The following is a 25,046-nucleotide window of genomic DNA, read 5'->3' as shown; positions in this document are numbered from 1 at the left end:
CTTCGGGAACAGTCAGCTACCGTTCGGATCCGTCAAGTGATCGGGGACGTGCTGTCGCCGTCATCAGGGGCTGGTTTCCGTGGCAGGGTTGAGCGGGCAAGCCACAGGGGGCCAACAGAAGAGGGGGAAACGTGATCGTCTGGATCAACGGCGCGTTCGGTGCGGGAAAGACGACGACCGCACGGGAACTGATCGACCTGATCCCGAACAGCACGCTCTTCGACCCCGAGCTCATCGGCGGGGGACTGTCGTATCTCCTGCCGCCCAAGCGCCTCGCCGAGGTCACGGACTTCCAGGATCTGCCGATCTGGCGGCGCCTCGTCGTCGACACGGCCGCGGCGCTGCTCGCCGAGCTGGGGGGAGTCCTCGTGGTCCCCATGACCCTGCTGCGCCAGGAGTACCGCGACGAGATCTTCGGCGGGCTCGCCTCGCGGAGGATCCCGGTGAGGCATGTGCTTCTCGCCCCGGCCGAAACGATCCTCCGAGAGCGAATAGCCGACCGTGACATACCGCCCGGCACACCCGACGGCGAGATGCGCGTGCGCCAGTGGTCCTACGACCACATCGAGCCGTACCAGGCGGCGCTCGGCTCCTGGCTCACCACCGACGCCCACCTCGTCGACAACGGCCCGCTCACCCCGTACGAGACCGCGGTCCGCATAGCCGACGCCGTGCGTACCGGGGACGCGCCCGTCTGCGACATCGTGCAGAGCCCTGAGCCGACTGCCGAGACCGTCGCATCCGGCGTACTGCTCTTCGACGAACAGGACCGGGTGCTGCTCGTCGATCCGACGTACAAGCCGGGCTGGGAGTTTCCCGGAGGTGTCGTCGAATCAGGTGAGGCTCCCGCGCGCGCGGGCATGCGCGAGGTCGCCGAGGAGACCGGCATCCGGCTCCAGGACGTGCCACGGCTGCTGGTCGTCGACTGGGAACTGCCCAACCCGCCCGGATACGGCGGGCTGCGCCTGCTCTACGACGGCGGGCGGCTCGACAGCGGAGAGACCCGGCGGATGCTTCTGCCGGGCCCCGAACTGCGCGACTGGCGCTTCGTCACCGAACATGAGGCGGCCTCACTCCTGCCGCCCGTCCGGTACGAGCGGCTCCGCTGGGCCCTGCGTGCGCGCGAGCGCGGAGCGGCCCTCTATCTGGAGGGCGGCGTGCCGGTCGGCTGACGGGCGCAGCGGTCCCGCGTGCCGCCTTGTGCAGCGTTGTGCGTGCGTACGACCGGATCGTGGCGGCGGCCGACGAGTGGCTCCCGCCCGTCGCCGCGCCCCCACTACGTCCCCCGCTTACGTCAACTGGCCGCGTAATTGCGCAGGAACAGCGCTTCCGCGACCGACAGCCGCTCCAGTTCCTCCGGGGACACGCTCTCGTTGACCGCGTGGATCTGCGCCTCCGGCTCGCTCAGGCCGATCAGCAGGATCTCCGCGTCCGGGTAGAGCGCGGCGAGCGTGTTGCACAGCGGGATGGAGCCGCCCTGGCCCGCGTACTGCATCTCCTCACCCGGGTACGCGACGCTCATCGCATCCGCCATCGCCGCGTACGCGGGGCTGGCGGTGTTCGCGCGGAACGCCTGGCCCTGGCCGATCTGTTCCGTCTGCACGCGCGCACCCCACGGCGTGTGCGCCTCGAGATGGGCCAGCAGCAGCTTCGTCGCCTCTGCCGCGTCGACGCCCGGAGGCACGCGCAGGCTGATCAGCGCCTGCGCGCTCGCCTGCACGGACGGCGTGGCACCCACCACCGGCGGGCAGTCGATGCCCAGGACGGTGACGGCCGGCCGCGCCCAGATCCGGTCGGCGACCGTGCCGGAACCGATCAGCTGCACGCCGTCCAGCACCCTGGCGTCCTTGCGGAAGTCGGCCTCCGGATACTGCAGTCCGTCCCACGCGGTGTCGCCCGTGAGCCCGTCGATCGTCGTCGACCCGTCCTCTGCGCGCAGCGAGTCCAGTACGCGCACGAGGGCGGCCAGCGCATCGGGCGCCGCGCCGCCGAACTGGCCGGAGTGCAGGTTGCCTTCGAGGGTGTCGATGCGTACGCGGACCATGGTCATGCCGCGCAGCGTGGAGGTGACCGTGGGCAGGCCCACGCGGAAGTTGCCCGAGTCGCCGATGACGATCGTGTCGGCAGCCAGCAGCTCCGGGTGCTCCTCGGCGTACCGCTCGAGGCCGCCTGTTCCCTGCTCCTCCGAACCCTCGGCGATCACCTTGACGTTGACGGGGACGCCGCCGTTCGCCTGGAGGGCGCGCAGCGCCAGCAGATGCATGATCACGCCGCCCTTGCAGTCGGCGGCACCGCGCCCGTACCACCGGCCGTTCCGCTCGGTCAGGACTAAGGGCGGGGTCGTCCATGCCGCCTCGTCGAGCGGTGGCTGCACGTCGTAGTGCGCGTACAGCAGCACGGTCGGCGCACCCTGGGGGCCGGGCAGGAAGCCGTACACCGACTGCGTGCCGTCGGGGGTGTCCAGCAGCGCCACATCCTGGAAGCCCTCCGCACGCAGTGCGTCCGCCACCCAGTTCGCGGCCTTCTCGCTCTCGCTCCTGGGGAACTGCTCGAAGTCCGCCACCGACTTGAAGGCCACCAGGTCGGTGAGCTCCGCCTTCGCCCGAGGCATCAGCGCGGCGACGGTCTCGGCGATCGGATTCGGCGACATGGGCACGCTCCTCGTAGGTGCGACGGCGCGCGCATGCATGTGCCTGCACGCGTGCGCTTGTGTACGTATTCGTAGTGTTTCGGTCTGTGGGTTCGCGCGTCATGGATGTACGGCGAACACATTGCCGATCCTCCCACAGCGGCGGGCGGCGGCGTCCGCCGTAGGATGCGGGGGAAAGTGCGGCAGACGGCTGGATCGGGAGCGGCAGACCATCGTGAGCAGCGAGAACTCAAGCGAGAACTCAGCGGACGACGCTCGGCAGGTATGGGACGTCGTGGTGGTCGGGGCCGGACCAGCGGGTGCCTCCGCCGCCTATGCGGCAGCGGTCGCGGGGCGCCGGGTGCTGATCCTGGAGAAGGCCGAGCTGCCCCGCTACAAGACGTGCGGTGGGGGCATCATCGGCCCCTCGCGCGACGCACTGCCGCCCGGCTTCGAACTGCCCTTCAAGGACCGGGTGCACGCCGTGACGTTCTCCCTTGACGGCAAGTTCACCCGTACCCGCCGTTCACGGCACATGCTGTTCGGGCTCATCAACCGGCCGGAGTTCGACCAGCAGCTGGTCGAGCACGCGCAGAAGGCGGGCGCCGAACTGCGTACCGGCGTCACGGTCTCCCGGGTCGAGCAGCACGGGCCGGTCGTACCGGACCGGCGCACCGTCGCCGTCGTGCTGCAGGGCGGCGAGACGCTGTACGCGCGGGCCGTCGTCGGCGCGGACGGCAGCGCCAGCCGCATAGGAGCCCATGTCGGCGTGAAGCTCGAACAGGTCGACCTGGGGCTGGAGGCGGAGATCCCGGTTCCGCCCACCGTGGCCGAGGACTGGAAGGGCCGGGTCCTCATCGACTGGGGCCCGCTTCCGGGCAGTTACGGCTGGGTGTTCCCGAAGGACGACACGCTGACCGTCGGTGTCATCTCCGCGCGCGGCGAGGGCGCCGCCACGAAGCGGTACTTGGAGGACTTCATCGGGCGGCTCGGTCTCGCAGGCTTCGAACCCAGCCTCTCCTCCGGGCATCTGACCCGCTGCCGCAGCGATGACTCCCCGCTCTCGCGCGGCCGGGTCCTGGTGTGCGGCGATGCTGCGGGACTGCTGGAGCCGTGGACCCGCGAGGGCATCTCGTTCGCGCTGCGCTCCGGGCGGCTCGCGGGGGAGTGGGCGGTACGCATCGCCGAGGCGCACGACGCGGTGGACACCCGGCGCCAGGCGCTCAACTATGCCTTCGCCGTCAAGGCGGGACTCGGTGTCGAGATGAGCGTCGGCAAGCGCCTGCTGGCCGTTTTCGAGCGCAGGCCCGGCCTGTTCCACGCGGCGATCACCGGGTTCAGGCCCGCCTGGAAGGCGTTCACGGGCATCACCCAGGGGTCGACCTCGCTGGGCGAGCTCGTCAGGACCCACCCGATGGCGGGGCGCGCTCTGAGCGCCCTGGATCCGTCTGCGTAGGCGCAATTGTCTGCGTGCGCACTCCGACCCGGCTGACGGGACTGAGCGCCGACTGCGGTTCTGAGCGTCCTCAGCTCTTGACCGTGATGCGGAAGACGGGGTGCTTGTGCGCCGCCGCGAGCAGCTCCTCGTCGGTGGAGTCGGCGGTGATGTCGCCGAAGAAGCGGCCGACCTCCCAGCCCCACTTCTTGAGGTAGGTGCGCAGGATTGTGGGCTTCTGGTCGTCCGGAAGCTCCACCGCGGTGAACTCCTGGGTGCGGCGGCCGACCTGGAGGCGGCCCCCGCCGGCGGCCCTCATGTTGCGCACCCACTCGGAGTGTCCGCGGGCCGAGATCAGGTAGCGGCCGCCCTCGTACGGCAGCGGGTTGACCGGGACGCGGCGCCACTCTCCGCTCTTGCGGCCGCGGACGGACAGCTCGGCGTGGCCGAGGAGGCTGATGCCGCGGCGGGCGATCCATCCGATGAAGCGGTTCATGCCCGCTTCGAAGGCGCCGGGCTTGATGTAGTGCTGCTGTGCCATGGTGACCTCCACCCGTTGAGAGAGCACTGCTCTCGCTCGAGAGCAGTGTGCACGGGATCGGTGATCCAAAGCAAGAGCAGTGCTCTCTTTTTGATGCGGCGCTCTCGTTTGTGTGCACTGCTCCGAAACCGTGGGACACTGCCCTTATGAGCACCGCACGTGGAGCCCGTGCCCGGGCGCGTACCGAGATCACCGCCGCCATCAAGGACGAGGCGCGCAGACAGCTCGCCGCCGAGGGCGCCGCCAAGCTCTCGCTCCGCGCCGTGGCCCGCGAGCTCGGCATGGTGTCCTCCGCCCTCTACCGCTATTTCCCGAGCCGCGACGACCTGCTGACCGCCCTCATCATCGACGCCTACGACTCCCTCGGCGAGGCCGCGGAGTCGGCGCACGCCAAGGCCGCCGACGCCGAGCCGGTGCAGCAGTGGACCACCGTCTGCGAGGCGGTGCGCGCCTGGGCACTGGCACATCCGCACGAGTACGCGCTCATCTACGGCTCGCCCGTGCCCGGCTACTCCGCGCCCGACTCGACCGTCCCCGCGGCGTCGCGCGTCGGGCTGTTGCTCATCGGTGTCGTCCGTGGCGCCTGGGAGGGGCGCGGTATCGCACGCCCGCCGCTCCCGGCCGACCTGAGGCCCGAGGCGGAGCGCATGACGGCGGATCTGGCGCCCGACCTGCCGCCGGAGGTGGTCGCGGCCCTGGTGTCCGCGTGGGCGCAGCTGTACGGACTGGTCGGCTTCGAGGTCTTCGGGCAGTTCCACCGGGTCGTCGAGGACCGCGCGGTGTTCTTCACCCACGCTGTCACCCAACTCGCCCATTACGTAGGCCTGTTGAACCACGGCCGAAACGCCGAGGCACCTTATCGCCCTCAGGGCAGGGGCAAGGGTACGACCTCGGGCGGCAGAAGGGCCGGATCCTGACGCGGGATCCGCTCATACAGTGAGCGCAGCTCGGGCCCACGGATCCGCGCTCATCACATCCGCGATGCGCCGCCGCGCCTCCTCGTAGGCAAGCAGTGCGTCCGATGAGCGGCCGCTGCGCCGCCTGAACCGGCGGTTCGGGACCAGCGAGGCCGCGGCACCCGAACCTGAGGTACTCCAGCGGGAGTATGTGTGATCGCCACGCATGGTTGACGCCCCTGGCCGGTGCCGGCGTCTAGCGTGGCAGGCATGGAGGAGCAGCGCGTACGGCAACGCGGTGGCCCGGCGTTGTGGACCCGGGGCGGGACACCGCGGTGGTGCCGGCACGGGCCGCCGGCGTGGTGGCGGCACGGACCGCCCTGGTGGAACTGGCGGGCCCCCGCCCACGACGACGAGGACGTACGTCGCGCGCGGTGGCCCTGGCGCTCCACGCTGCTGCTCACCGTGTTCGTGCTCGCCGGCTCCCACTTCGCGGCACACCAACAGGCCGGCGAACGCGCCGATCTTGACGTCCTCGCCCGGGTACTGCTCATCGCGGGCACCGGCCTGCTGCTGTGGCGGCAGCGGTACCCGGTGCTCGTGACCTTCGGTACGGCGGCCGTCGCGATGATCTATGTGGGTGCCGGGTATCCGTACGGGCCGATCTTCCTCACCGTCGCCGTGGGCTTCTTCAGCGCGATCGTCTCCGGGCACCGCCGGGCGGTCTGGGCGGCTGTCGTCATGCTGTGGGCGGGGCATCTGCTGGTGGCCCACTGGCTCTACGCCTATCTGCCCCCGCCGAACGACAGGCCCACGTCCTGGGGCCAGGAAGCGGTCATCGCCGCCTGGGTGGCGGCCATCGTGGCGGTCTCCGAACTGGCCCGCGCACGCCGCGAACAGTGGGACCGCGAACGCGCCGAGCGGCGGCTGGCCGCCAAGCGCCGTGCCGACGAGGAGCGGCTGCGGATCGCCCAGGAACTGCACGACGTACTGGCCCACAGCATCTCCGTGATCAATGTCCAGGCGGGTGTGGGCCTGGCGCTGCTCGACTCCGACCCCGAGCAGGCCCGCACCGCGCTGACCACCATCAAGGCGGCGAGCAAGGAGGCGCTGGGCGAGGTGCGCCAGGTCCTCGACACGCTCCGCACACCCGGGGATGCCCCCCGCGCCCCGGCTCCGGGACTCGACCGGCTCTCCGAGCTGGTCGAGCAGGCCTCGAGCGCCGGACTCACCGTCGGCGTCGAGACGGAGGGGCAGCATGTGGCGTTGCCGCCCGGCACCGACCTCGCCGCTTTCCGTATCGTCCAGGAGGCGCTGACGAACGTCGTGAGGCACTCGGGATCCCGGCACGCGCGCGTGCTCGTACGGTACGAGGACCGGGCACTGCGCCTGCGCGTCGACGACGACGGGCCCGCGACCGGCGTGGACGCCGGTGGAAGCGGCAACGGCCTCGCCGGCATGCGGGAACGTGCCGCCGTCCTCGGTGGCGCGATCGAAGCGGGCACGCGCCCCGACGGCGGTTTCCGCGTGTCCGCCGTCCTGCCGCTCAAGGAGGGCCGGTGATCCGCGTACTTCTCGCCGACGACCAGTCACTGGTGAGAGCCGGCTTCAGGGCATTGCTGGACGCTCAGCCGGACATCGAGGTGGCCGGGGAGGCAGCGGACGGGGAGGAGGCGCTGCGCATGGTGCGCGAGCTGCGCCCCGACGTGGTCCTGATGGACATCCGCATGCCCCTGGTCGACGGCCTCGCGTCGACCCGCCGCATCACCGGCGATCCGGACCTTGCGGCGGTGAAGGTGGTCATGCTCACCACCTTCGAACTGGACGAGTACGTCTTCGAGGCGATCCGGGCCGGTGCTTCGGGCTTCCTGGTCAAGGACACCGAGCCGGAGGAACTGCTGCGCGCTGTCCGCGCGGTGGTGAACGGCGACGCGCTGCTGTCGCCGAGTGTGACGCGACGGCTGATCGGGGAGTTCGCGGCCCGCTCCAAGGAACCCGCGGCCGCCGAGTCACTGTCCGAACTCACCGAGCGGGAACGGGAGGTGATGGCTCTGGTCGGCATCGGCCTGTCGAACGAGGAGATCGCCCGCCGCCTCGTCGTCAGCCCGCTCACCGCCAAGACCCACGTCAGCCGCACCATGGTGAAGCTGGGCGCCCGCGACCGTGCCCAACTCGTGGTCCTGGCTTATGAGTCGGGCTTGGTACGGCCGGGGTGGCTGGGCTGACCTCGAGGCGCCCACGGCACGTACGGGACACGGACACGCGCGCGTGCCCGGCGCACAGGGACGTTGAGCGCCGGGCACGCGCGCGTGCTGGTGGTTTCAGTCGGTCGGTGGAATGTCAGTCGCGGACGGTGACGCGTTCCTCCGCCGTCTCCCGCTCCGCCTGCACGGACTCGTCCTCTTGTACGGACTTCGCGACGAGCACAGTCTGCTGCGGCCGCCGCGCGCGGAGCCCGGGGAGCGTGACCAGCAGTCCAGCGAGTGCGATGGCCGTCACCACGACCAGGCCCGGACGGAAGCTGTCCAGTACGGCCTGCGGGGACGAGCCCCCGTGGCCGTTCGCGGTCACCACGGCCGTCACCACGGCCAGGAAGATCGCGCCGCCCACCTGGACCGACGTGTTCAGCAGGCCGGACACCATGCCTTGTTCGTCGTCGTCGACGCCGTTGGTGGCCTGGATGTTGAGCGACGGGAAGACCAGTGCGCACGCCGCGCCGAGCAGCAGCATCGAGGGCAGGATCACCGCCGCGTACTGCGGTGTCAGGCTGATCCGCAGGAACAGTGCGTAGCCGATGACCAGCAGCGTGAAGCCCGTGGCGATGACCCGCGGGGTCCCGAACCGGTCGACCACGGCGCCGATCTTCGTCGCCGACAGAGCGACCAGCGCACCGGCCGGCAGGAAGGCCAGCGCGGTCTGCAGCGCCGACCAGCCGAGCAGCGACTGCATGTAGAGCGTGACCAGGAACTGGAACCCGACGTACGAACCGAAGAACGCCATCGCTCCCAGCTGTGCCCTGATCTGGCTGCCGGAGCGCAGTACCCCGAGCCGGATCAGCGGGCTCGCGGCGCGCTGCTCGATCGTCACGAAGACGGCGAGCAGTACGGCGACGGCGAGGAAGGAGAGGAGGGTGCGGGCCGAAGTCCAGCCGGCCTCCGGCGCCTGGACGACGGTGAAGACGAGCAGCAGCATCGAGGCCGTGCCGATGACGGCGCCCGGTACGTCGTAGCCGCCGTGCTTCTTCTCGCGCTCGCTGTGCGGGATCAGCTTCAGCCCGGCGATCAGGGCGATGAGCGCGATGGGTGCGGGCAGCAGCATCGTCAGGCGCCAGCTGGCCTCGGTGAGCAGGCCGGACAGGACGAGGCCCATCGAGAAACCGGTGGCCGCGCAGGTGGTGTAGATGGAGAGCGCGCGGTTGCGCACCGGGCCCTCGGCGAACGTGGTGGTGATGATCGACAGGCCTGCGGGCGCCGTGAACGCGGCACTCAGGCCCTTGATGAACCGGCTGGCGATCAGCAGCGGACCGGAGTCGACGAGGCCGCCGAGCAGCGAGGCCAGCGCGAAGACGCCGAGCGCGATGAGGAAGACGCGGCGACGGCCCAGCAGGTCGGCGGTGCGTCCACCGAGGAGCAGCAGTCCGCCGTATCCCAGGATGTAGCCGCTGACGATCCACTGAAGGGTCGAGGTGGACAGATCGAGTTCGGAGCCGATGGACGGCAGGGCGACGCCGACCATCGAGACGTCGAGAGCGTCCAGGAACATCGCGGCGCAGAGCACCAGCAGGGTTCCCCACAGTCGTGGGGTCCAGCGCTCGTGTGCCGCGGAAGCCGTGAGCGGAGAGGTCATGCGCAGCACGCTACATGCACATGCATCTGATGCAAGTGCATTTAATGTCGATGCAACAAACACCTTTCTTCTGCTACCGTGCGGTCATGGCGGCGAAGAAGGCCGAGCAGGGGCTCGTGGACCAGTGGCGGGACATCCTCGCCGTGCACGCACGCACCATGTGCGAACTCGACCGCGAGCTGCACCAGTACGGCCTGGGCGCCAGCGACTTCGAGGTCCTCGACGTACTCGCGGAAGGCGCGGCCGAGGACGGCGGCTGCTCGTACCGGGTGCAGGAGATCGCCGGGCGGGTCCATCTCAGTCAGAGTGCGCTGTCGCGGCTCATCGGGCGGCTGGAGAAGGACGGCCTGGTCGAGCGGGGCATGTGCGTGGAGGACCGGCGCGGGGTACGCGTCGCGCTGACCGCGAAGGGACGTGACCTGCATGCCCGGGTGCGCCCGCTGCAGCGGGCGGTGCTGACGCGGATGCTGGCGGAGGACCGGTCCGCCTGATCGGTCAGCTCGGTCAGCTGTGTCAGCGCCAGGTGACGCCCGACTTCTCCCGCCACAGCGCCGTGAGAGAGCTGTCACCCGTGACGCGGGGGAACGGCAGCCGGTTCCACAGCGACAGATAGAGCCGCGCGGCAGGGCCCGAGACCTCGCAGTCCGCCTCGCCGCCGCCGTCGCGCTCGGTCACCGGGGGGTCGGCGGAGATCCGGACGGTCCACACCGCGTCCGTGTCGGTCGCCCGCACCCGCAGGACGCGTGGTTCTTCGGTACGCACCTTGCTCCTCGGCCGCGCGTGGAAGCCGCACAGCAGCTCGTCGATCCCGTCCACGGCGAAGTCCGTGCCGATCGTCTCGGGCGTCCCGCCCCGTGCCGACTCCGCGTCGAACCGGTGCACCGCCGTCTCGTGCGCCTGCCGTCGGGCCCAGAAGGCCAGCGGCGACGGCGCCGGAAGAAAGCTCCAGCACGCCACATCGGGCGGGGCGGTCGCGAGCGTCTCGACCAGCGCGCGGTGTCCCGCGCGGAACCATGCCAGCAGCTCGCCGCCGTCGAGATCCGGCAGACCACCGTCGGGATGGTACGAGGTGTGGCCCTCGGCGACGAACGCGGCGGCCCAGCGGTGCACCATCCCCGTGTGCCGCAGCAGATCACGCACTTCCCAGCCGGGGCAGGTCGGCACCTTGGCGTCCGGCCCGGCCTCCTCCGCGGCGACGGCCAGCAACCGGCCCTCCGCCTCCAGCGTGTGAATGTGCTCGGAGGTGTCCATGCGGTGAGTGTGCCCGATGGAGTGCGGTCGAAGGGGGCTTAGGGAGACGGTCGCGTCACCGTCGTCCGCCGCTTGCACGAAGCGTTCCACCCTCTCTACGCCTCAGCGGCGGCGGAACAGGCAGATCAGCGCTGTCCGTTCGCCGGTGAGCGCCTTGCCTTCCACGCCGGCCATGCGGTCGAGTATCCAGCCCTGTGCCTCGATGGCCTCGATCTGCTCGCCGACGCCCGCCATGAGGCCGGTGTGGCGATGGCTGGAGTTCGCCTCGATGATCTTGAAGACCAGGATCTGTCGTCCGGCGCCGTACGCCTCGGTGGCGACTCTGGTCGCCTCGTTCGCCTTGGCGTTGTTGATGAAACCCATTGCTTCCCCCGATGTCTGAAAGGACGTGAGAATCTGAGCGCGGCTCAGCTTCTCACAGGGGCAGGCGGTCCCGGCGAGGTGGTGGTTCCGTGGCGTTCAGACTGCTCACCGCGTGGCCGCGTGCCGGGTCGCGTACCCGATGAGCGCCGCCACCGCGGCCAGTGCCGCCACGCTTGTCAGGGCTTCCGGGAGCGAGAACCAGTCCGCCATGAAGCCGATCGCGGGCGGTCCCGGCAGCAGTGTCCCCCGGGGCCAGCATCGGTACGCCGGCTACCAGACCGGCGGTGGTCTCTCCGAGGTGCAGGTCGTTGCTACGGCGGAACCAGGTATGGAACGCGACAACTCGCTACCGGAGTCTTCGCAGACACCCCCGAGGTGTCGACGGACCGCTGGCCCGGATGCGTACAAGGGTGTTCGCGGGCGCTCAAGGAGTTCGGACGTGTACGGCGGCGCCCGGCCGGGCCTGGGGCCGCGGGGGCTCATACCGCCAGGACCCTCACCCCCGCCTCCTCGAACCCCGCCACCGTCTCGGGATCCACGCCCGAGTCGGTGACCAGCGTGTCCACGCGTTCCGTGGCGCAGATGCGGGCGAAGGCCCGTCGTCCCAGCTTGCTGGAGTCAGCGGCCACCACCACGCGCTCCGCGCGCTCGCACAGCAGCCGGTTGATCGCGGCCTCCTCCTCGTCGTGCGCCGCCGCGCCATGGTTCGCGTCGAAGGCGACGACACCGAGGACGGCGGTGTCGAGGGTGATCTGGTCCAGTACGCCGTCCGCGAGGGGGCCGACGAGCTCGTAGGACTGCGGGCGGGCCACACCGCCGGTCACCACGATCTTGAACTGTGGCCGTACCGCCAGCTCATTGGCGATGTTGAGGGCGTTCGTCACCACCGTCAACGCCGGGGAGCCCGAGGCCAGATCGGGTCGCACGGCGAGTGCGCGCGCCACCCCGGTGGTGGTGGTGCCGCCGGTCAGGCCGACCACCTCGCCGGGTGAGACGAGATCCGCCACGGCCTTGGCGATGCGTTCCTTCTCGGAGGCGCGCCGCGCGGTCTTGTAGCGCAGGGGCAGCTCGTACGACACGCCGTGCACGACGGCGCCGCCCCGCGTCCGTACGAGCATCTGCTGGTCGGCGAGTTGGTCGAAGTCCCGGCGGATCGTCGCGGCCGACACGTCCAGCTCGGCAGCCGCCTCCTCGACGTCCAGCCGGCCGCGCTCGACGAGCAGTTCCAGCAGCGTCTTCCAGCGGGCGTCGCGGGACATCCGCACTCTCCGTTCCTCGATCTTCACGGGGACCCTAGCGCAGTGCGGATCCCTCAGCATGCTTGATCCTGCTCGGAACAGCTCGATATCTTGCAAAAAAGAGCATCGCACCTCGAGTCGCTGTGTGGAGGGGGCCGACATGAGCCATGTCGAGAACGAGTTGAACAGCCAGCCTGAGTGCTGGCAGCGCGCCGTCGGCCTGGCCGTCGGCCATCGCTCGGTGCTTCCGGCGGCGGGGGAGCGGGTCGCGATCGTCGGCTGCGGTACCTCGTGGTTCATGGCGCAGGCAGCGGCGGCGCTGCGTGAGCAGGCGGGCCAGGGCGAGACCGACGCCTTCGCCGCCTCCGAGTTCCCCGCCGGCCGGGCCCGCGCGTACGACAGGGTTGTCGCCCTTACACGCTCAGGCACCACGACCGAGGTACTCGAACTCCTCGGGCGGCTGCGGGGATGCACCCGCACGACCGCGATCACCGCGGACCCCCGGACGCCCGTGATCCATGCCGCCGACGACATCGTCGTACTCGACTTCGCCGACGAACAGTCCGTCGTGCAGACCCGGTTCGCCACCACCGCGCTCACGCTGCTCCGAGCCCACCTCGGCCTGCACACCGAAGCCGTGGTCGACGACGCGCGCACCGCGCTCGCCGAACCCCTGCCCGAACGGCTCGTCGACTGCACGCAGTTCACCTTCCTCGGGCGTGGCTGGACGGTCGGGCTCGCTCTGGAAGCGGGACTCAAAATGCGCGAGGCATCACTGGCGTGGACCGAGGCCTACCCCGCCATGGAGTACCGGCACGGCCCGATCGCCATCACCACCAAGGGCACCGCGACATGGATGCTCGGCGAGGCACCTGAAGGACTGGAGGAGGAGGTGCGCGCCACGGGCGGGATGTGGGTGGCGGTCGGCCTCGACCCGCTCGCCGAGCTGGTGCGCGCCCAGAGGCTCGCCGTCGCGGTCGCGGCCACCCGCGGCCTCGACCCCGACCGGCCGCGCCACCTCACCCGCTCCGTGATCCTCACCGGTTCCTGACCCACCCGCCCCCGACCACGGAGCAGAGAGGGAGGATCAGCCGTGCCGCTCGCTACAACCGGTGCACTGGTCGCGGAGGCGTTCGCCGCGCACACCGCCGTTGCCGCGTTCAACATCATCACGCTCGAACACGTCGAGGCCGTCATCGCGGGCGCCGAAGCCGTGAAGGCGCCCGTCGTCCTGCAGATCAGCGAGAACGCCGTGAAGTTCCGCCAAGGGCAGGTGCTTCCACTGGCCCGTGCCGCGACGGCCGCTGCCGAGCGGTCGCCGGTTCCCGTGGCGCTCCATCTCGACCACGTCCAGAACGACGACCTGTTGCGGCAGGCCCCCGCCGCCGGGTTCAGCTCCGTGATGTACGACGCGGCGCGCCTGCCGTACGAGGAGAACCTCGCCGCGACCCGCGCCGCCGCCGACTGGGGCCATGCTCACGGGCTATGGGTTGAGGCGGAGTTGGGTGAGGTGGGCGGCAAGGACGGCAGGGCGCCGCTCGACGCCCACGCCCCCGGAGCCCGTACCGACCCGGTCGAGGCCCGGGCATTCGTGGCCGACTCCGGTGTCGACGCGCTCGCCGTCGCCATCGGCAGCTCGCACGCCATGACCACCCGCACCGCGACCCTCGACCACGACCTGCTGAAGCGCCTCGCCGCGTCCGCGGGTGTCCCGCTCGTCCTGCACGGATCCTCCGGCGTGCGGGCCGAGGAACTGTCGGCGGCCGTCACCGGTGGCATCGCCAAGGTCAACGTGGGCACCGCGCTGAATCTCGCCATGACGACGGCCATCCGGGAGTACCTTGCCACCCATCCCGACGTGGTGGATTCGCGGAAATATCTGAGCGTGGCACGCGAGGCCATGGTGCGCAGCGTGACGCAGCTGATCACCGTGGTGCGCGGCGGCCCGCCGGGACAGACGGGAGGACCACCGAGACCGGTCATGGTGACATGATTGCCGGTGATGAGCGGTGAGTTGTTTGCCCGGACCCGCTCCGAGGTGGCCCCAGGCGCCGTGCATGTCCCCGACTGGCTGCCTCCGGAGCGCCAGCGCGAGCTGCTCGAGGCCTGCCGCGAGTGGGCGCGCCCGCCCGCCGGGCTACGGACCGTGCGCACGCCGGGCGGCGGCACGATGAGCGCCCGCCAGGTGTGTCTGGGCTGGCACTGGTACCCGTACGGCTACGCCCGCACGGTGACGGACGGGGACGGGGCGCCCGTGAAGCCGTTCCCGCAGTGGCTCGGGGACCTCGCCCGCCAGGGAGTGAAGGACGCCCTCGGTGTCGCCGAGTGCTCCTCGCCGTACGACATCGCGCTGATCAATTTCTACGACGAGGGCGCGCGGATGGGGATGCACCGGGACAGCGATGAGGACGCCGACGACCCGGTGGTGTCCCTGAGCCTCGGCGATTCCTGTGTCTTCCGGTTCGGCAACGTCGAATCGCGAGGGCGGCCGTACGTGGATGTCGAGCTGCGCAGCGGGGACCTGTTCGTCTTCGGCGGGCCCGCACGGCTCGCTTACCACGGGGTGCCACGTGTCGAGCCCGGCAGCGGGCCGCCAGAACTCGGGCTGCGCGGGCGGCTGAACATCACCCTGCGGGTGAGCGGACGGCGGGTGCCGGTGGCGTGACGGGTCCGATGCCGCACTGTCCGCTGATCATGGGAGACTCGCCCTCATGAACGGCAATGAGGCCCATCGAGTGGCGGGAGAAACGTCCACGCGCAACCGGCTCGAGCGAGGGCGCGGCGCTCTCGGTCCCGCGTTGGAACTCGTCCACACCGGCCGTGCCCCGACCCGTGCCGTGCTCACGTCCGAACTGGGCGTCACGCGTGCGACAGCCGGCGCGGTCGCCGCGGAACTCGAAGCCCTCGGCCTGATCCGCGTCGACGTCCGCCCCACCGCGGCCGCCGGATCGCAGGGAAGGCCCTCGCACCGCCTGGAGATCGCCGAAGAGGGCCCCGTCGCACTCGCCGCACAGGTCCACGCCGATGGATTCCGGGCGGCGCTCGTCGGCCTCGGCGGCCGTATCGTCGCCACCGCCCCCGGTTGCGAGATCATCGACCCGGACCCGGCGAAGGTCCTCGGCTCCGTCGTGGAAGCGGGCGCCCAGCTGCTGCGCGAGACGGGACGACGCTGTGTGGGCTCCGGGCTCGCCGTGCCGTCCGCCGTCGCCGAACCCGATGGCACCGCGCTCAATCCACTGCACCTCGCCTGGCCCGCGGGCTCTCCGGTGCGGGAGATCTTCGGCGGGAAGGTGCGCGAAGCGGGCCTCCCCGGGCCGGTGTTCGCCGGCAACGACGTCAACCTCGCCGCGCTCGCCGAGCACCGGCACGGAGCAGGCCGCGGCGCCCGCGACCTGCTGTGCGTGGCCACCGGCCACCGCGGTGTCGGTGGCGCGCTCGTCCTCGACGGGCGCCTGCACACCGGGAGTTCGGGCCTCGCCCTGGAGGTCGGCCACCTCACCGTCAACCCGGAAGGCCGCCCCTGCCACTGCGGAAGCCGCGGCTGCCTCGACGTCGAGGCCGACCCGCTCGCGTTCCTCAACGCGGCGGGCCGCACCCCCGGCCCCGAGGTGTCGCTGCTGCAGCAGTCGCTCGATCTGATTAGCACCCAGTACGCCGACCCGACGGTCCGTATGGCCACGGAGGCGCTGATCGACCGGCTCGGCCTGGGGCTCGCCGGCCTGGTCAACATCCTCAACCCGGACCGCATCATCCTCGGCGGCCTGCACCGCGCCCTGCTCGACGCGGACCCGGAGCGGCTGCGCGCCGTCGTGGCGGATCGCAGCCTGTGGGGCCGCAGCGGCGGCGTACCGATCCTGGCATGCACGCTGGACCACAACAGCCTGGTGGGAGCGGCCGAGCTGGCGTGGCAGCCGGTGCTCGACGATCCGCTCGCCGCGCTGGGACACGGCTGAGGCCCGGCCGCATCGCCCCGCTGAGGATCAGCTCGCTCGGCCGTCGCCCACCACTGCCGTGCTCACCACTGCCGCCCCCGCGGCAGCCGGTCCCGCTCGGGCGTCGCGAGATGCAGCACCTGGAACACATCACCGGGCGCCTTCGGCGTGTCGTGATCCCAGAGTGAGAAGTGCACCAGTTCCCAGTGGCGCGGGTCGACGGCCGCAGCCGCGCACACCGCGCCGTCCAGCCGGGCCACCCGCTCGGTTTCCCGTACGGCCTCCTCGATCAGTTCGGACAGCGGTTCCGTGTCCGGCATGTGGTGCCGCCGGCGTACGGCGACCCGCGCGGCGGAGTCGGCGGCCGCTCCCGGCTCGTACGCGAGACCGGTCCAGTGCTGCACCACGGGTCGGCCGAAGTCGTTGACGAGACCCTGGAATCCAGGTCCCCAGAGGAAGGAGTTCATGCCTTCGAGGGTGTTCCAGAGGTAGAACGGCCCGTACTGGTTGACCGGCGAGCCGTCGACTCCGCGCTCGCGCATCAAGAACGCCTTCAGGCCCAGGCCGGGGAAGTCGTCCATGAGCGGGCCCTTGCCCGTAGCGCGGGTGCGGATGATGTCCATGTCGTAGTCGGCCGGCAGGGTGAGCTCGTACTGCATGGCGTGCATCGTGTTCCTCCAAGGACTACGTGGCGGGGGAGCCGGCCGTGAGCAGGGACAACAACCCTCCGACACCGGCATCGAAGGCGGCGGGCGAGCCGGACGCCCGTGCCAGTACGTATCCGCCCTGGACTGTCGCGAGGATCGTCGCGGCGATCGCCTCCGCGTCGAGTGAGGGCGCGAACTCGCCCTGCTCCTTGCCCCCTTCGACGATCGCGGCCAGCCGCTCGCGCAGCCAGTCGAGTGTCTCGTCGACCGGCGCGCGCAGCTCATCGCTGGCCATCACGTCGGGGTCCATCGTCAGCCGCCCGACGGGGCAGCCACGCAGAACGTCACGCTCACGCCGCAGATACGCCTGGATGCGCTCGTACGCCGAACCGGGAGCACTCAGTACGCCCTCGGTAGTAGCGCGCATCTCCTCGGCGGTGCGCCGGATCGCCGCGAGGGCCAGATCCGGTTTGCCCGTGAAGTGGTGGTACATGCTGCCCTGCCCGGCCCCCGCGTGCTGCTGGATGGCCTTCGGGCTGGTCCCCACATAGCCGCGCTCCCACAGCAGCTCACGAGTGGACTCGATCAGTCGCTCCGGGGTGCTCATACGGCCACTGTACATACTAGTAGGTACAGAAGCCATGTTCGGGGGACACCCGGGGGAGCAGCGCGCCGTGCGCTGCGTACTCCCGCAGTGGTACGCGCAGTGCCGCTGGCCGTACGACGACCCGGCACCCCTTCCGGCGTCAGTCTCGAAGCGTCACAGCGACAGCATCGCTACCGAGGAGATGAGTTCAGATGCAGACCCTGGCGCACTGGGATGGCGGGCCCGGCCCGTGGATCCTGTTCTTCCCGCTGATCTGGGCGGCCGTCGTGATCGGCGTCGTCGCCGTCCTGCGCCGCACTGTGTGGCGCGGCCGCCGCGGCCCGTGGCGGCCCATGGACCGACGCGGCCCGTGGGGTCCCTCCGACGACAACTCGCCGATCGCCATGCTGGGCCGCCGCTTCGCCTCCGGCGAGATCGACGAGGACGAGTACTGGCGCCGGCTGTCGGTCCTGGACGAGCAGTTCGGACGCAGCGGCGGCAAGGGCGGTGCGGTGTGACGAGCACCGTGACCGCCGCCACCCGGACAGCCACCCGGGTTGCGCCCGCGCGCCGGGAGGCACGGCTGGAAGTGCTGCGGGCCAACGCCACGGAGTGACGGCGCCTCGGAGTGACGGTGCCTCGGAGTGAGGGCGCCACCAGGTGGCAGAGCGACGCCGCGAGCCCGCGTCCAGTGCACGCACCTCACTGGCTGACAGCCCTGAGCCCGGGTCACCGCCCGGTCAGCCGACAACGGCCGACCGGGCGGGAGCATGTCCGGGTACGTGCTCCTCGTCAGGCACCGTCTCCAGGTCCGCCAGCAGCGGACCTGTCGTGGTGGCGCCGTACACGGGAGAGGCGGGCAGCAGTACCGACGGGGCGGACGGGTTCGGGGCGGGAAGCGTGAACCACACGACCTTTCCCCGCTCGCCGTGCGGGCGAGCGCCCCAGCTCTCGCTCACCGCGGCGACCATGGCGAGGCCGCGGCCGCTGGTGGCGAAGGACTCCGCGTCATGGATCTGCGGGAGTCTCGGATCGTGGTCATGGACGGAGACGGTGAGGCGGTCGAGCAGCAGCTCGAGTTCTACGGTGCACACCTTGTCCGGCTGTGCGTGCCGGTGGACGTTGGTCAGCAGCTCGGTTACACCGAGCGCCGCCCGATCGATCAGGGCGTCCAGATGCCAGTAGCGCAACTGCGCCGAGACGATTCTGCGGACCTGGCCGATCCGCGACGGCAGGGCCTGGAGCTCCACCGTGCAGTGCCTGCTTGGCTGACTGATCACGGCTGCGACTCCCCGAATTGAGGTCCGGAAGAAGACGAAGTACGGATCCAGCGAGGCGGCTGCGGATCACGGTCGCCTGCTGCGTGACCGGCGAACTGATTCGCAGCGTAGTCGCCGGTAAACCCTGAGTAAACGTTGAGACTGAGACCAGAGTGACTCAGGGGGTGCCTGCGTGCAACTCGCGCCGTGCCCGCCCGCTTCGGCGACTACGCCCGGCCGCCTCCGGCCCTGCGTACCGCCTCGATGAACCGGCGTGCGGAGGGTGGCCCGCCCTTGCCGGGCGCCGGGTCTTCCTCGGCGAGCGTCAGGTGGTAGCGCGTGCCGTTGACGTCGGCCAGTGCCCGGTCGTCGTCGCCCAGCCAGGGCTTGCCGGCACGCACGGCCTGTACCGGTGCGCTGTCGATCTCGCTCCCGTAGCTGGTGAGCAACTCCAGCCTGCCGTCGGTGATCCGGATCTGACCTGCCCGCGTGAGCGAGCGCAGCCCCTTGCCGATCCGCACGCCCGTGGCCGTGAACTCGGGCTCTGCCATGCTCCCCGCCCCCTCGTGTGTTCGGCCATGTCCACCCGTGCTGCCGTGCCGTGTCCACCGGTGCTGCCGTGCAGTCTGCACGCGCCCGGCGTCGAGCACCAGTGCTCTCGCCCAGCAGGAGTCCTCCACCGGAAGCATTCCGCGGATGCGCCCCGGCCGCCCACGGGGGCTGTGCTTGGGCGCGTCCACGCAGCCGTACCGCATCCCGCCCCAGGCCTTCCTTGGGGGCGCTCAAAGGCGCGTTTATGCAGGTGAGAAGCGTGCGGAAGGTGCCTATGATCGAAACGTGCAGCCGGCGCGAACGGGGGTCGGCGCGATGCGAAGGAGCCCCGCGGTGAGCACCATCCAGCAGCACACCACCCAGCAGGAACAGACCGGCAGCCCACGCCCGACGCTCGACGTGGACCGCAGCGACGCCGAGTACCGCACCTGGCTCAAAGAGGCCGTACGCAAGGTGCAGGCCGACGCCAACCGGTCCGCGGACACGCACCTGTTGCGCTTCCCGCTGCCCGAACAGTGGGGGATCGACCTGTATCTGAAGGACGAGTCGACCCATCCGACGGGAAGCCTCAAGCACCGCCTCGCGCGCTCGCTGTTCCTGTACGGTCTGTGCAACGGCTGGATCCGGCCGGGCCGCCCGGTCATCGAGGCGTCCAGCGGGTCGACCGCGGTCTCCGAGGCCTACTTCGCGAAGCTGATCGGCGTCCCCTTCATCGCGGTGATGCCACGCACGACGAGCGCCGAGAAGTGCCGCCTGATCGAGTTCCACGGCGGACGCTGCCACTTCGTCGACGACCCCCGGAAGATGTACGAGGAGTCGGCCGCCCTCGCGGTGGAGACAGGCGGCCACTACATGGACCAGTTCACCTACGCGGAGCGGGCCACGGACTGGCGCGGCAACAACAACATCGCCGAATCGATCTACCGTCAGCTGCGGTTGGAGCGGTATCCGGAGCCGGCATGGATCGTCGCCACGGCCGGCACCGGCGGCACCTCCGCGACTCTCGCGCGCTACGTCCACTACATGCAGTACGACACCCGTATCTGCGTCGCAGACCCCGAGAACTCCTGTTTCTTCGAGGGCTGGACGACCGGTGAAACGGACGTCACCTGCGATTCCGGGTCCCGGATAGAGGGCATCGGCAGGCCCCGTATGGAGCCGAGCTTCGTGCCGGGTGCCATCGACCGGATGATGAAGGTGCCGGACGCGGCCAGCGTCGCCGCCGTCCGGGCGCTGGAGCGTGCTATCGGCCGCAAGGCGGGCGGCTCCACGGGCACCGGCCTGTGGGGGGCGCTGAAGATCGTCGCTGAGATGGTGGCGGAGGGCCGCACGGGCAGCGTCGTCACACTGCTGTGCGATCCCGGCGACCGCTACCTCGACAAGTACTACTCGGACGCGTGGCTGGCCGGGCAGGGACTGGACATCACGCCGTATGTGACGGCGATCGATTCGCTGCTCGAGACGGGGGTCTGGCCGGGCTGAGGCAGGAACGGGGGTCTGGCCGGGCTGAGGCAGCAGGCTTCCGCCGCGACCGGCGGCGGACGGACGTGGCCAGGCCGCCGGGCTGGCGCTGGCGTCGAGGCTGTTCGGCCGTCCTCAGGCTCAGGTGGTCGCAGACGCCAGCCGCCGGTCGAGCGCCGTGACCGCGTCACGGAAGGCGCGCCCGAGGCCCGGCCGCCCCAGCCGCAGAGCGAACCGGAAGAGCGTGTTGCCGTCCGCGGCGAACGTCCACTGCACGCGCGTACCGGTCCCGGCCGGAGTCAGCCGCCACTCCTCGAGGAGGGCGCGGACGCCCGGCGCATTCGTCTCGTCGACGCGGTAGGCGTACACCTCCGGCGCCTTCGCTGCGAGAACCGTCTCCTGGAAGCGCGTACCGCCCTTGAGCCGGACCTCTCGTCCCGCGCCGTCCTCGGTCGGGCGGATGTCTGTGACCGCCGTGAACCACTCGGGCCAGGCCGCGACGTCCTCGGCGAGCGCGCGGTACACCACGTCCGGCGGCGCGGAGATCTCATGAGCGAAGATCAGGCGCAGCGGAGCGGACTCGGTGAACTCGAGTCCCACGGCGGTGAGGCGTCGTGCCATGAAACGAACCCCCAAGCGGAAACGGAACCCCGGCGGAAGCCGATCGACCCGTCGCAAGTGGGCGGTCGGCAGGGCTGGCCACCATAGCTGGCGGAGCGTCAGATGTCTGCAGTGATTCCCAAAGGTCCGCGGTTCTCAGAGGTCCGCGGTTCTCAGAGGTCCGCGGTTCTCGGCGTTCCGCAGTTCTCAGCGTTCCGCAGTTCCGAGAGGTCCACAGGTCTCAGAGATCCGCGGCGAGGTCCGTCTCGCCCGCCACCACGAGCCGGTGCAGATGCTCGGAGATCTCCGCGCGTGCCTCGGTCGGGAGCCCTGCGTCTGTGACGAGCGTGTCCACCTGCTCGAGCGCAGCGAACGAACTCAGACCCACAGTGCCCCACTTGGTGTGGTCCGCGACCACAATCACGCGCCGCGCGGAGTGCACGAGCCGCCGGTTCGTCTCCGCCTCCGCAAGATTCGGCGTCGACAGACCTGCTTCGACCGATATGCCGTGCACGCCGAGGAACAGCATGTCGAAGTGGAGCGCGGCGATCGCCTGGTCGGCGACCGGGCCCACCAGTGAGTCGGACGGCGTACGCACGCCCCCGGTGAGAACCACGGTCGCCGCGCCCTGGCTCTGGCCGGAACTGCGCTGCGCCGAGTGGAAGACGTCGGCCACCCGCACCGAGTTCGTGACCACCGTCAGATCCGGCACGTCCAGCAGGTGCTGGGCCAACGCATACGTCGTCGTACCGCCTGACAGCGCGATCGCCGAGCCCGGTGTGACGAGGGCCGCGGCCGTCCGCGCGATGTCCTCCTTGGCGGTCAGCTCCAGGCCCGACTTCGCCTCGAAACCCGGCTCGTGCGTGCTCGCCTCGACGACCGGGACCGCGCCGCCGTGGACCTTCTCGATCACACCCTGGCGGGCCAGGGTGTCGAGGTCACGGCGGACCGTCATGTCCGAAACGCCCAGTTTGCGGGTGAGTTCATTGACGCGTACACCGCCGCGTCGGCGTACCTCGTCGAGGATCAGGGCGCGGCGCTGCTCCGCGAGGAGGTTCTGGTTCTCACTCACGCCCGCTCCGGTCCTTCCGCCTCGTCGATTCCTCAGGACGCCCCATCCTTGCACGAGCCACCGACAACCGTGCCACTGCCTGCGTTAACGCCATACGCCAAGGTCACCGGATGGGGGAGATTCCGTGACGAGGCGTACGCGCGGGTTCCCGAACCGAGATCCTGTCCCTGCACATGACATAAGCCTGCACATGACATAAACCTGCACCGGGCATACGTCTGCCCGGAGATACGCGCAGTACGGGGGAAGCGGAACAGTGGACCATGCCACAGAGCGTCCCGCGGCGGAGGAGACCGCCGTCGGGCAAGGCGTCACGTCGGACGGGCGCATCGTCGAGGAAGATCCCACCACTCCGGGCGAGACCGCCCTGGAGTTGCTGGTGCACGGAGTCGGGGGCACGACCCCCGGGGAGATGCTGGGCGATCCGCGCACCGTACGCATGTCCGGCGATGACACGGCGGCGGTCTTCCGGCGCACCGATGACGCGGACGCCGAACAGCGGCCGGAGGACTACCGCGGCAAGCCGGTCCCCGAGGCGTACGTCTGGTGCAACCTCACCTCGGGCAACGGTTCGCGAGCCCTGTGGCTTCTGCTGCTGCCGTTCATGGTCGTCAATCTGGCGCACTGGATGCGCCCCACCGCCAGCCGCAACCAGCAGAGAGCCGTGCGCCTGTACGGCCTGCTCGTGCGCCTGGCCGGCCTGACCCTGACCGTGCTGCTGGTGGCCGCCGCCTGCGAGGTCGCCCTCGACCTGACGGCGTGGCAGTGCGCGGGCACGCGCGCGTGCGCCGAGGACCGCTCATGGCTCGGCTTCCTGTCGCCCGAGGTGTCCGACAACGGCTGGTGGAGCCAGCCCGGGCGGCGCCTCGCCCTCGCGGCCGTGGCACCCGTGGCGCTCACCGGACTCCTCTGGTACCTCTCCCACCGCACCTGGAGCGCCTACGAGTCCCAGCAGCCCCTGCCGCACCAGTCGGACCCGGACGAGGACACCGGCCGTACCGCCCTCGGCCGGCCCGGCTTCTGGTACGGGCGTCGCCTGGTGGCCCGGCTGCGCGGGGCGCACACAGCGGCGGGCCTGCTCACCGTGGCGGCGGCCGTCGGCACGTCCGCCGCGCGCTTCGACCGGGAGTCCGGCGGTCCCGCGCTGCTGGATGTACTGGGGCGTGTCCTGGACGCAACCCTCGCCGTAGGAGCGGCAGTTGTGGTGTGGGTGGTGTGCCGCAGGGGGCGTAGCGAAAGCCGGATCGACGAGCGCCTCGACAGGACCCTGATCCGCTGGCTGCCCGCAGGCGCAGTCGTCCTGCTGGCCCTCACGGTGGTGTACGCCGGGTGGTCGCGCCCCGACTGGCGGTCCGCGGGCCGTCTGCCCGGCGACGCGACGTTCGGCGGCATCACACTGGTCCAGAGCCTCCTCGTCATCGCCCTGGCCGTGGTGGCCACCCTGCTCTTCCGCACCGCACCCGACGCACGCACCGCCATGCGCGGACTGGGCGGCCCGGCGGTGGCCATGCTGGCCTGCGCCCTGGGCGGAGTCATGACCGGTGGAGTGGCCCAGCGTGTCGGCGACTGGCTGGACGGCGCCGGAACCCCCGGCGCCGGAGGCACCATCGACGGCCCGCCCGTGCTGCTCACCTGGCAGGCCTCCGTGATCCCGCCGCTCCTGGTCGTACTCGCCGTGCTGTGCGGCTGGCTGGCCGTGCTCACCTGGCGCCGCGCACGCCGCGACATCCCCACGGTGATGAGCGACTACCCGGGCGAGCCGGAGGACAGCGCACGCACCCGGCGTATCGCGGGCACGCGCGCGGGTGCCGCCCTCACCGACCGCGTGCCCGTGGTCGTCGGCATCATTTCCGCCGTCACCCTGCTCCTCGGCACAGGCGCGCTGGCCGGGGCCTGGACGGCCGGCAAGGTACCCGGCGAGGCGGCGAAGGGCAGCAGCGCCTTTCTCACGGGAGCCGCAGAGACCGCACAGGCACTCGGCTCCTGGCTGATCGGCCTCGGCTTCATCCTGTTCGTCACCTGGGGCCGCCGTGCCTACCGCGACGCTTCGGCCCGCCGCACCATCGGCATCCTGTGGGACGTCGGCACGTTCTGGCCGCGCGCCGCACACCCGTTCGCGCCGCCGTGCTATGCCGAGCGCGCCGTTCCGGACCTGACCTGGCGCATGGCCACCTGGACGCGCACCACCGGCGGCAGGCTCGTCATCTCGGGTCACTCGCAGGGCAGCGTCCTTGCGGCCGCGGCCTCCTGGCAGTTGACGCCTGCCGTGCGCAAGCGGGTCGCCCTCCTGACGTACGGCTCACCGCTGGAGCGGCTCTACGGACGGTGGTTCCCGGCCTACTTCGGCCCGGCCGCGCTCGCCGGCCTGCACCGCGAGGTGGACTGCTGGCGCAATCTGTACCGGGCCACCGATCCCATCGGCGGTCCCGTCCGGCTGCACAGCGCAGGCGGCCCTCAGGTCGACCGCGCAGCCCTGAAGGACCCGCTCGCCTACGGCCGTACCGAGCAGCATCCGCTTCCGGCGCCGATCCTGGGGCACTCCGACTACCAGGCCGACCCCGCCTTCGCGGAGGAACGCACCCGGCTGCTCGCCCGGCTCAGGCCGGGCGTCCCCGCCCAGCGACCGGACATGGCACCCCCGGAGGGTGCCGATGGCGGTCACGAGGCCGCAGCCGGGCACGCCGGTGCCGGTGGCCGGGACGGTGCCGACAGCGGTCAGGGCGCCACCACCGGGTGAG

The 25,046-nt window shown here is 70.8% G+C and carries 25 protein-coding genes and 1 pseudogene; 13 read left to right on the top strand and 13 right to left on the bottom strand.

Going from position 1 to position 25,046, the window contains the following annotated elements; all coding sequences use genetic code 11:
- Nucleotides 1-131: 131 nt before the first annotated feature.
- A complete protein-coding gene (locus ACSMXV_RS04205) occupies nucleotides 132-1,172 on the top strand; it encodes an NUDIX hydrolase (RefSeq protein ID WP_473176354.1) in 1,041 nt (346 codons plus the stop codon).
- A 122-nt stretch (nucleotides 1,173-1,294) separates the two neighbouring features.
- On the opposite strand, the gene ACSMXV_RS04200 is transcribed toward ACSMXV_RS04205, so the two are convergent.
- A complete protein-coding gene (locus tag ACSMXV_RS04200) occupies nucleotides 1,295-2,650 on the bottom strand; it encodes a M20/M25/M40 family metallo-hydrolase (RefSeq protein WP_473176353.1) in 1,356 nt (451 codons plus the stop codon).
- Nucleotides 2,651-2,864: 214 nt separating this feature from the next.
- On the opposite strand from ACSMXV_RS04200, the gene ACSMXV_RS04195 reads away from it, so the two are divergent.
- The gene (locus ACSMXV_RS04195) at nucleotides 2,865-4,085 is read left to right on the top strand and encodes a geranylgeranyl reductase family protein (RefSeq protein ID WP_473176352.1); all 1,221 of its coding nucleotides are present in this window, start codon (nucleotides 2,865-2,867) and stop codon (nucleotides 4,083-4,085) included.
- Between the two features lie 70 nt (nucleotides 4,086-4,155).
- On the opposite strand, the gene ACSMXV_RS04190 is transcribed toward ACSMXV_RS04195, so the two are convergent.
- Nucleotides 4,156-4,605, bottom strand: a complete 450-nt coding sequence (locus ACSMXV_RS04190) for a nitroreductase family deazaflavin-dependent oxidoreductase (RefSeq protein ID WP_473176351.1) — start codon at nucleotides 4,603-4,605, stop codon at nucleotides 4,156-4,158.
- A gap of 146 nt (nucleotides 4,606-4,751) precedes the next feature.
- Between ACSMXV_RS04190 and ACSMXV_RS04185 the strand changes: the two genes are divergently transcribed.
- From ACSMXV_RS04185 to ACSMXV_RS04175, 3 genes are all read left to right on the top strand, one after another.
- Nucleotides 4,752-5,522, top strand: coding sequence for a TetR/AcrR family transcriptional regulator (locus ACSMXV_RS04185; RefSeq protein ID WP_473176350.1), 771 nt, complete (start codon nucleotides 4,752-4,754; stop codon nucleotides 5,520-5,522).
- 240 nt (nucleotides 5,523-5,762) lie between these two features.
- Nucleotides 5,763-7,064, top strand: a complete 1,302-nt coding sequence (locus ACSMXV_RS04180; protein ID WP_473176349.1) for a sensor histidine kinase — start codon at nucleotides 5,763-5,765, stop codon at nucleotides 7,062-7,064.
- Complete coding sequence (locus ACSMXV_RS04175) at nucleotides 7,061-7,726, top strand: response regulator transcription factor (RefSeq protein WP_473176348.1); 666 nt, start codon at nucleotides 7,061-7,063, stop codon at nucleotides 7,724-7,726. The genes ACSMXV_RS04180 and ACSMXV_RS04175 overlap by 4 nt, the downstream gene beginning before the upstream one ends.
- A 115-nt stretch (nucleotides 7,727-7,841) precedes the next feature.
- On the opposite strand, the gene ACSMXV_RS04170 is transcribed toward ACSMXV_RS04175, so the two are convergent.
- Nucleotides 7,842-9,347, bottom strand: coding sequence for an MFS transporter (locus ACSMXV_RS04170; RefSeq protein WP_473176347.1), 1,506 nt, complete (start codon nucleotides 9,345-9,347; stop codon nucleotides 7,842-7,844).
- Nucleotides 9,348-9,433: 86 nt separating this feature from the next.
- Between ACSMXV_RS04170 and ACSMXV_RS04165 the strand changes: the two genes are divergently transcribed.
- A complete protein-coding gene (locus tag ACSMXV_RS04165; RefSeq protein WP_473176346.1) occupies nucleotides 9,434-9,838 on the top strand; it encodes a MarR family winged helix-turn-helix transcriptional regulator in 405 nt (134 codons plus the stop codon).
- A gap of 22 nt (nucleotides 9,839-9,860) precedes the next feature.
- Here ACSMXV_RS04165 and ACSMXV_RS04160 read toward each other — a convergent pair whose 3' ends face one another.
- The 4 genes and pseudogenes from ACSMXV_RS04160 to ACSMXV_RS04145 form a co-directional block, all read right to left on the bottom strand.
- Nucleotides 9,861-10,598, bottom strand: coding sequence for a maleylpyruvate isomerase family mycothiol-dependent enzyme (locus ACSMXV_RS04160; protein WP_473176345.1), 738 nt, complete (start codon nucleotides 10,596-10,598; stop codon nucleotides 9,861-9,863).
- A 102-nt stretch (nucleotides 10,599-10,700) separates the two neighbouring features.
- Nucleotides 10,701-10,961: a hypothetical protein gene (locus ACSMXV_RS04155; RefSeq protein WP_473176344.1), complete on the bottom strand. Its 261-nt coding sequence runs from the start codon at nucleotides 10,959-10,961 to the stop codon at nucleotides 10,701-10,703.
- Between the two features lie 105 nt (nucleotides 10,962-11,066).
- Nucleotides 11,067-11,207, bottom strand: a pseudogene (locus tag ACSMXV_RS04150) (MFS transporter); the annotation flags it as partial.
- Nucleotides 11,208-11,440: 233 nt separating this feature from the next.
- A complete protein-coding gene (locus tag ACSMXV_RS04145; RefSeq protein ID WP_473176343.1) occupies nucleotides 11,441-12,220 on the bottom strand; it encodes a DeoR/GlpR family DNA-binding transcription regulator in 780 nt (259 codons plus the stop codon).
- Between the two features lie 139 nt (nucleotides 12,221-12,359).
- Between ACSMXV_RS04145 and ACSMXV_RS04140 the strand changes: the two genes are divergently transcribed.
- Genes ACSMXV_RS04140 through ACSMXV_RS04125 form a run of 4 tightly spaced genes read left to right on the top strand, consistent with a single transcriptional unit; the run spans nucleotide 12,360 to nucleotide 16,152 of the window.
- Nucleotides 12,360-13,250, top strand: coding sequence for an SIS domain-containing protein (locus tag ACSMXV_RS04140; RefSeq protein WP_473176342.1), 891 nt, complete (start codon nucleotides 12,360-12,362; stop codon nucleotides 13,248-13,250).
- A gap of 42 nt (nucleotides 13,251-13,292) precedes the next feature.
- Entirely contained in the window at nucleotides 13,293-14,192 is a 900-nt protein-coding gene (locus tag ACSMXV_RS04135; protein WP_473176341.1) for a class II fructose-bisphosphate aldolase, read from the top strand.
- 9 nt (nucleotides 14,193-14,201) lie between these two features.
- Nucleotides 14,202-14,864: an alpha-ketoglutarate-dependent dioxygenase AlkB family protein gene (locus ACSMXV_RS04130; RefSeq protein WP_473176340.1), complete on the top strand. Its 663-nt coding sequence runs from the start codon at nucleotides 14,202-14,204 to the stop codon at nucleotides 14,862-14,864.
- 46 nt (nucleotides 14,865-14,910) lie between these two features.
- Nucleotides 14,911-16,152: an ROK family protein gene (locus tag ACSMXV_RS04125; protein ID WP_473176339.1), complete on the top strand. Its 1,242-nt coding sequence runs from the start codon at nucleotides 14,911-14,913 to the stop codon at nucleotides 16,150-16,152.
- Nucleotides 16,153-16,214: 62 nt separating this feature from the next.
- On the opposite strand, the gene ACSMXV_RS04120 is transcribed toward ACSMXV_RS04125, so the two are convergent.
- Both ACSMXV_RS04120 and ACSMXV_RS04115 read right to left on the bottom strand, forming a co-directional pair.
- Nucleotides 16,215-16,799, bottom strand: coding sequence for a DUF4865 family protein (locus ACSMXV_RS04120; RefSeq protein WP_473176338.1), 585 nt, complete (start codon nucleotides 16,797-16,799; stop codon nucleotides 16,215-16,217).
- A 16-nt stretch (nucleotides 16,800-16,815) separates the two neighbouring features.
- On the bottom strand, nucleotides 16,816-17,400 hold the full coding sequence (locus tag ACSMXV_RS04115) for a TetR/AcrR family transcriptional regulator (RefSeq protein ID WP_473176337.1): 585 nt from the start codon (nucleotides 17,398-17,400) through the stop codon (nucleotides 16,816-16,818).
- A gap of 176 nt (nucleotides 17,401-17,576) precedes the next feature.
- Between ACSMXV_RS04115 and ACSMXV_RS04110 the strand changes: the two genes are divergently transcribed.
- Nucleotides 17,577-17,882 (top strand): SHOCT domain-containing protein, encoded by a 306-nt coding sequence (locus tag ACSMXV_RS04110; protein WP_473176336.1) that lies wholly within the window; start codon nucleotides 17,577-17,579, stop codon nucleotides 17,880-17,882.
- 222 nt (nucleotides 17,883-18,104) lie between these two features.
- Here the strand turns inward: ACSMXV_RS04110 and ACSMXV_RS04105 are convergent, their stop codons facing one another.
- The gene (locus tag ACSMXV_RS04105; RefSeq protein WP_473176335.1) at nucleotides 18,105-18,644 is read right to left on the bottom strand and encodes an ATP-binding protein; all 540 of its coding nucleotides are present in this window, start codon (nucleotides 18,642-18,644) and stop codon (nucleotides 18,105-18,107) included.
- Between the two features lie 206 nt (nucleotides 18,645-18,850).
- Complete coding sequence (locus tag ACSMXV_RS04100) at nucleotides 18,851-19,174, bottom strand: hypothetical protein (protein ID WP_473176334.1); 324 nt, start codon at nucleotides 19,172-19,174, stop codon at nucleotides 18,851-18,853.
- Nucleotides 19,175-19,517: 343 nt separating this feature from the next.
- Here ACSMXV_RS04100 and cds1 point away from each other — a divergent pair, with 343 nt between their 5' ends.
- A complete protein-coding gene (cds1, locus tag ACSMXV_RS04095) occupies nucleotides 19,518-20,657 on the top strand; it encodes an L-cysteine desulfhydrase Cds1 (RefSeq protein WP_473179228.1) in 1,140 nt (379 codons plus the stop codon).
- A 120-nt stretch (nucleotides 20,658-20,777) separates the two neighbouring features.
- Here cds1 and ACSMXV_RS04090 read toward each other — a convergent pair whose 3' ends face one another.
- Nucleotides 20,778-21,257: an SRPBCC family protein gene (locus tag ACSMXV_RS04090; RefSeq protein ID WP_473176333.1), complete on the bottom strand. Its 480-nt coding sequence runs from the start codon at nucleotides 21,255-21,257 to the stop codon at nucleotides 20,778-20,780.
- A 220-nt stretch (nucleotides 21,258-21,477) separates the two neighbouring features.
- A complete protein-coding gene (locus ACSMXV_RS04085; protein ID WP_473176332.1) occupies nucleotides 21,478-22,308 on the bottom strand; it encodes a DeoR/GlpR family DNA-binding transcription regulator in 831 nt (276 codons plus the stop codon).
- A gap of 328 nt (nucleotides 22,309-22,636) precedes the next feature.
- Here ACSMXV_RS04085 and ACSMXV_RS04080 point away from each other — a divergent pair, with 328 nt between their 5' ends.
- Nucleotides 22,637-25,045: a hypothetical protein gene (locus tag ACSMXV_RS04080; RefSeq protein ID WP_473179227.1), complete on the top strand. Its 2,409-nt coding sequence runs from the start codon at nucleotides 22,637-22,639 to the stop codon at nucleotides 25,043-25,045.
- Nucleotide 25,046 lies beyond the last annotated feature (1 nt).

This window comes from Streptomyces sp. DSM 42067 (assembly GCF_055792885.1).
Note: the sequence above shows the minus strand (reverse complement) of the source record. Positions and strands in the feature narration are given on the sequence as shown.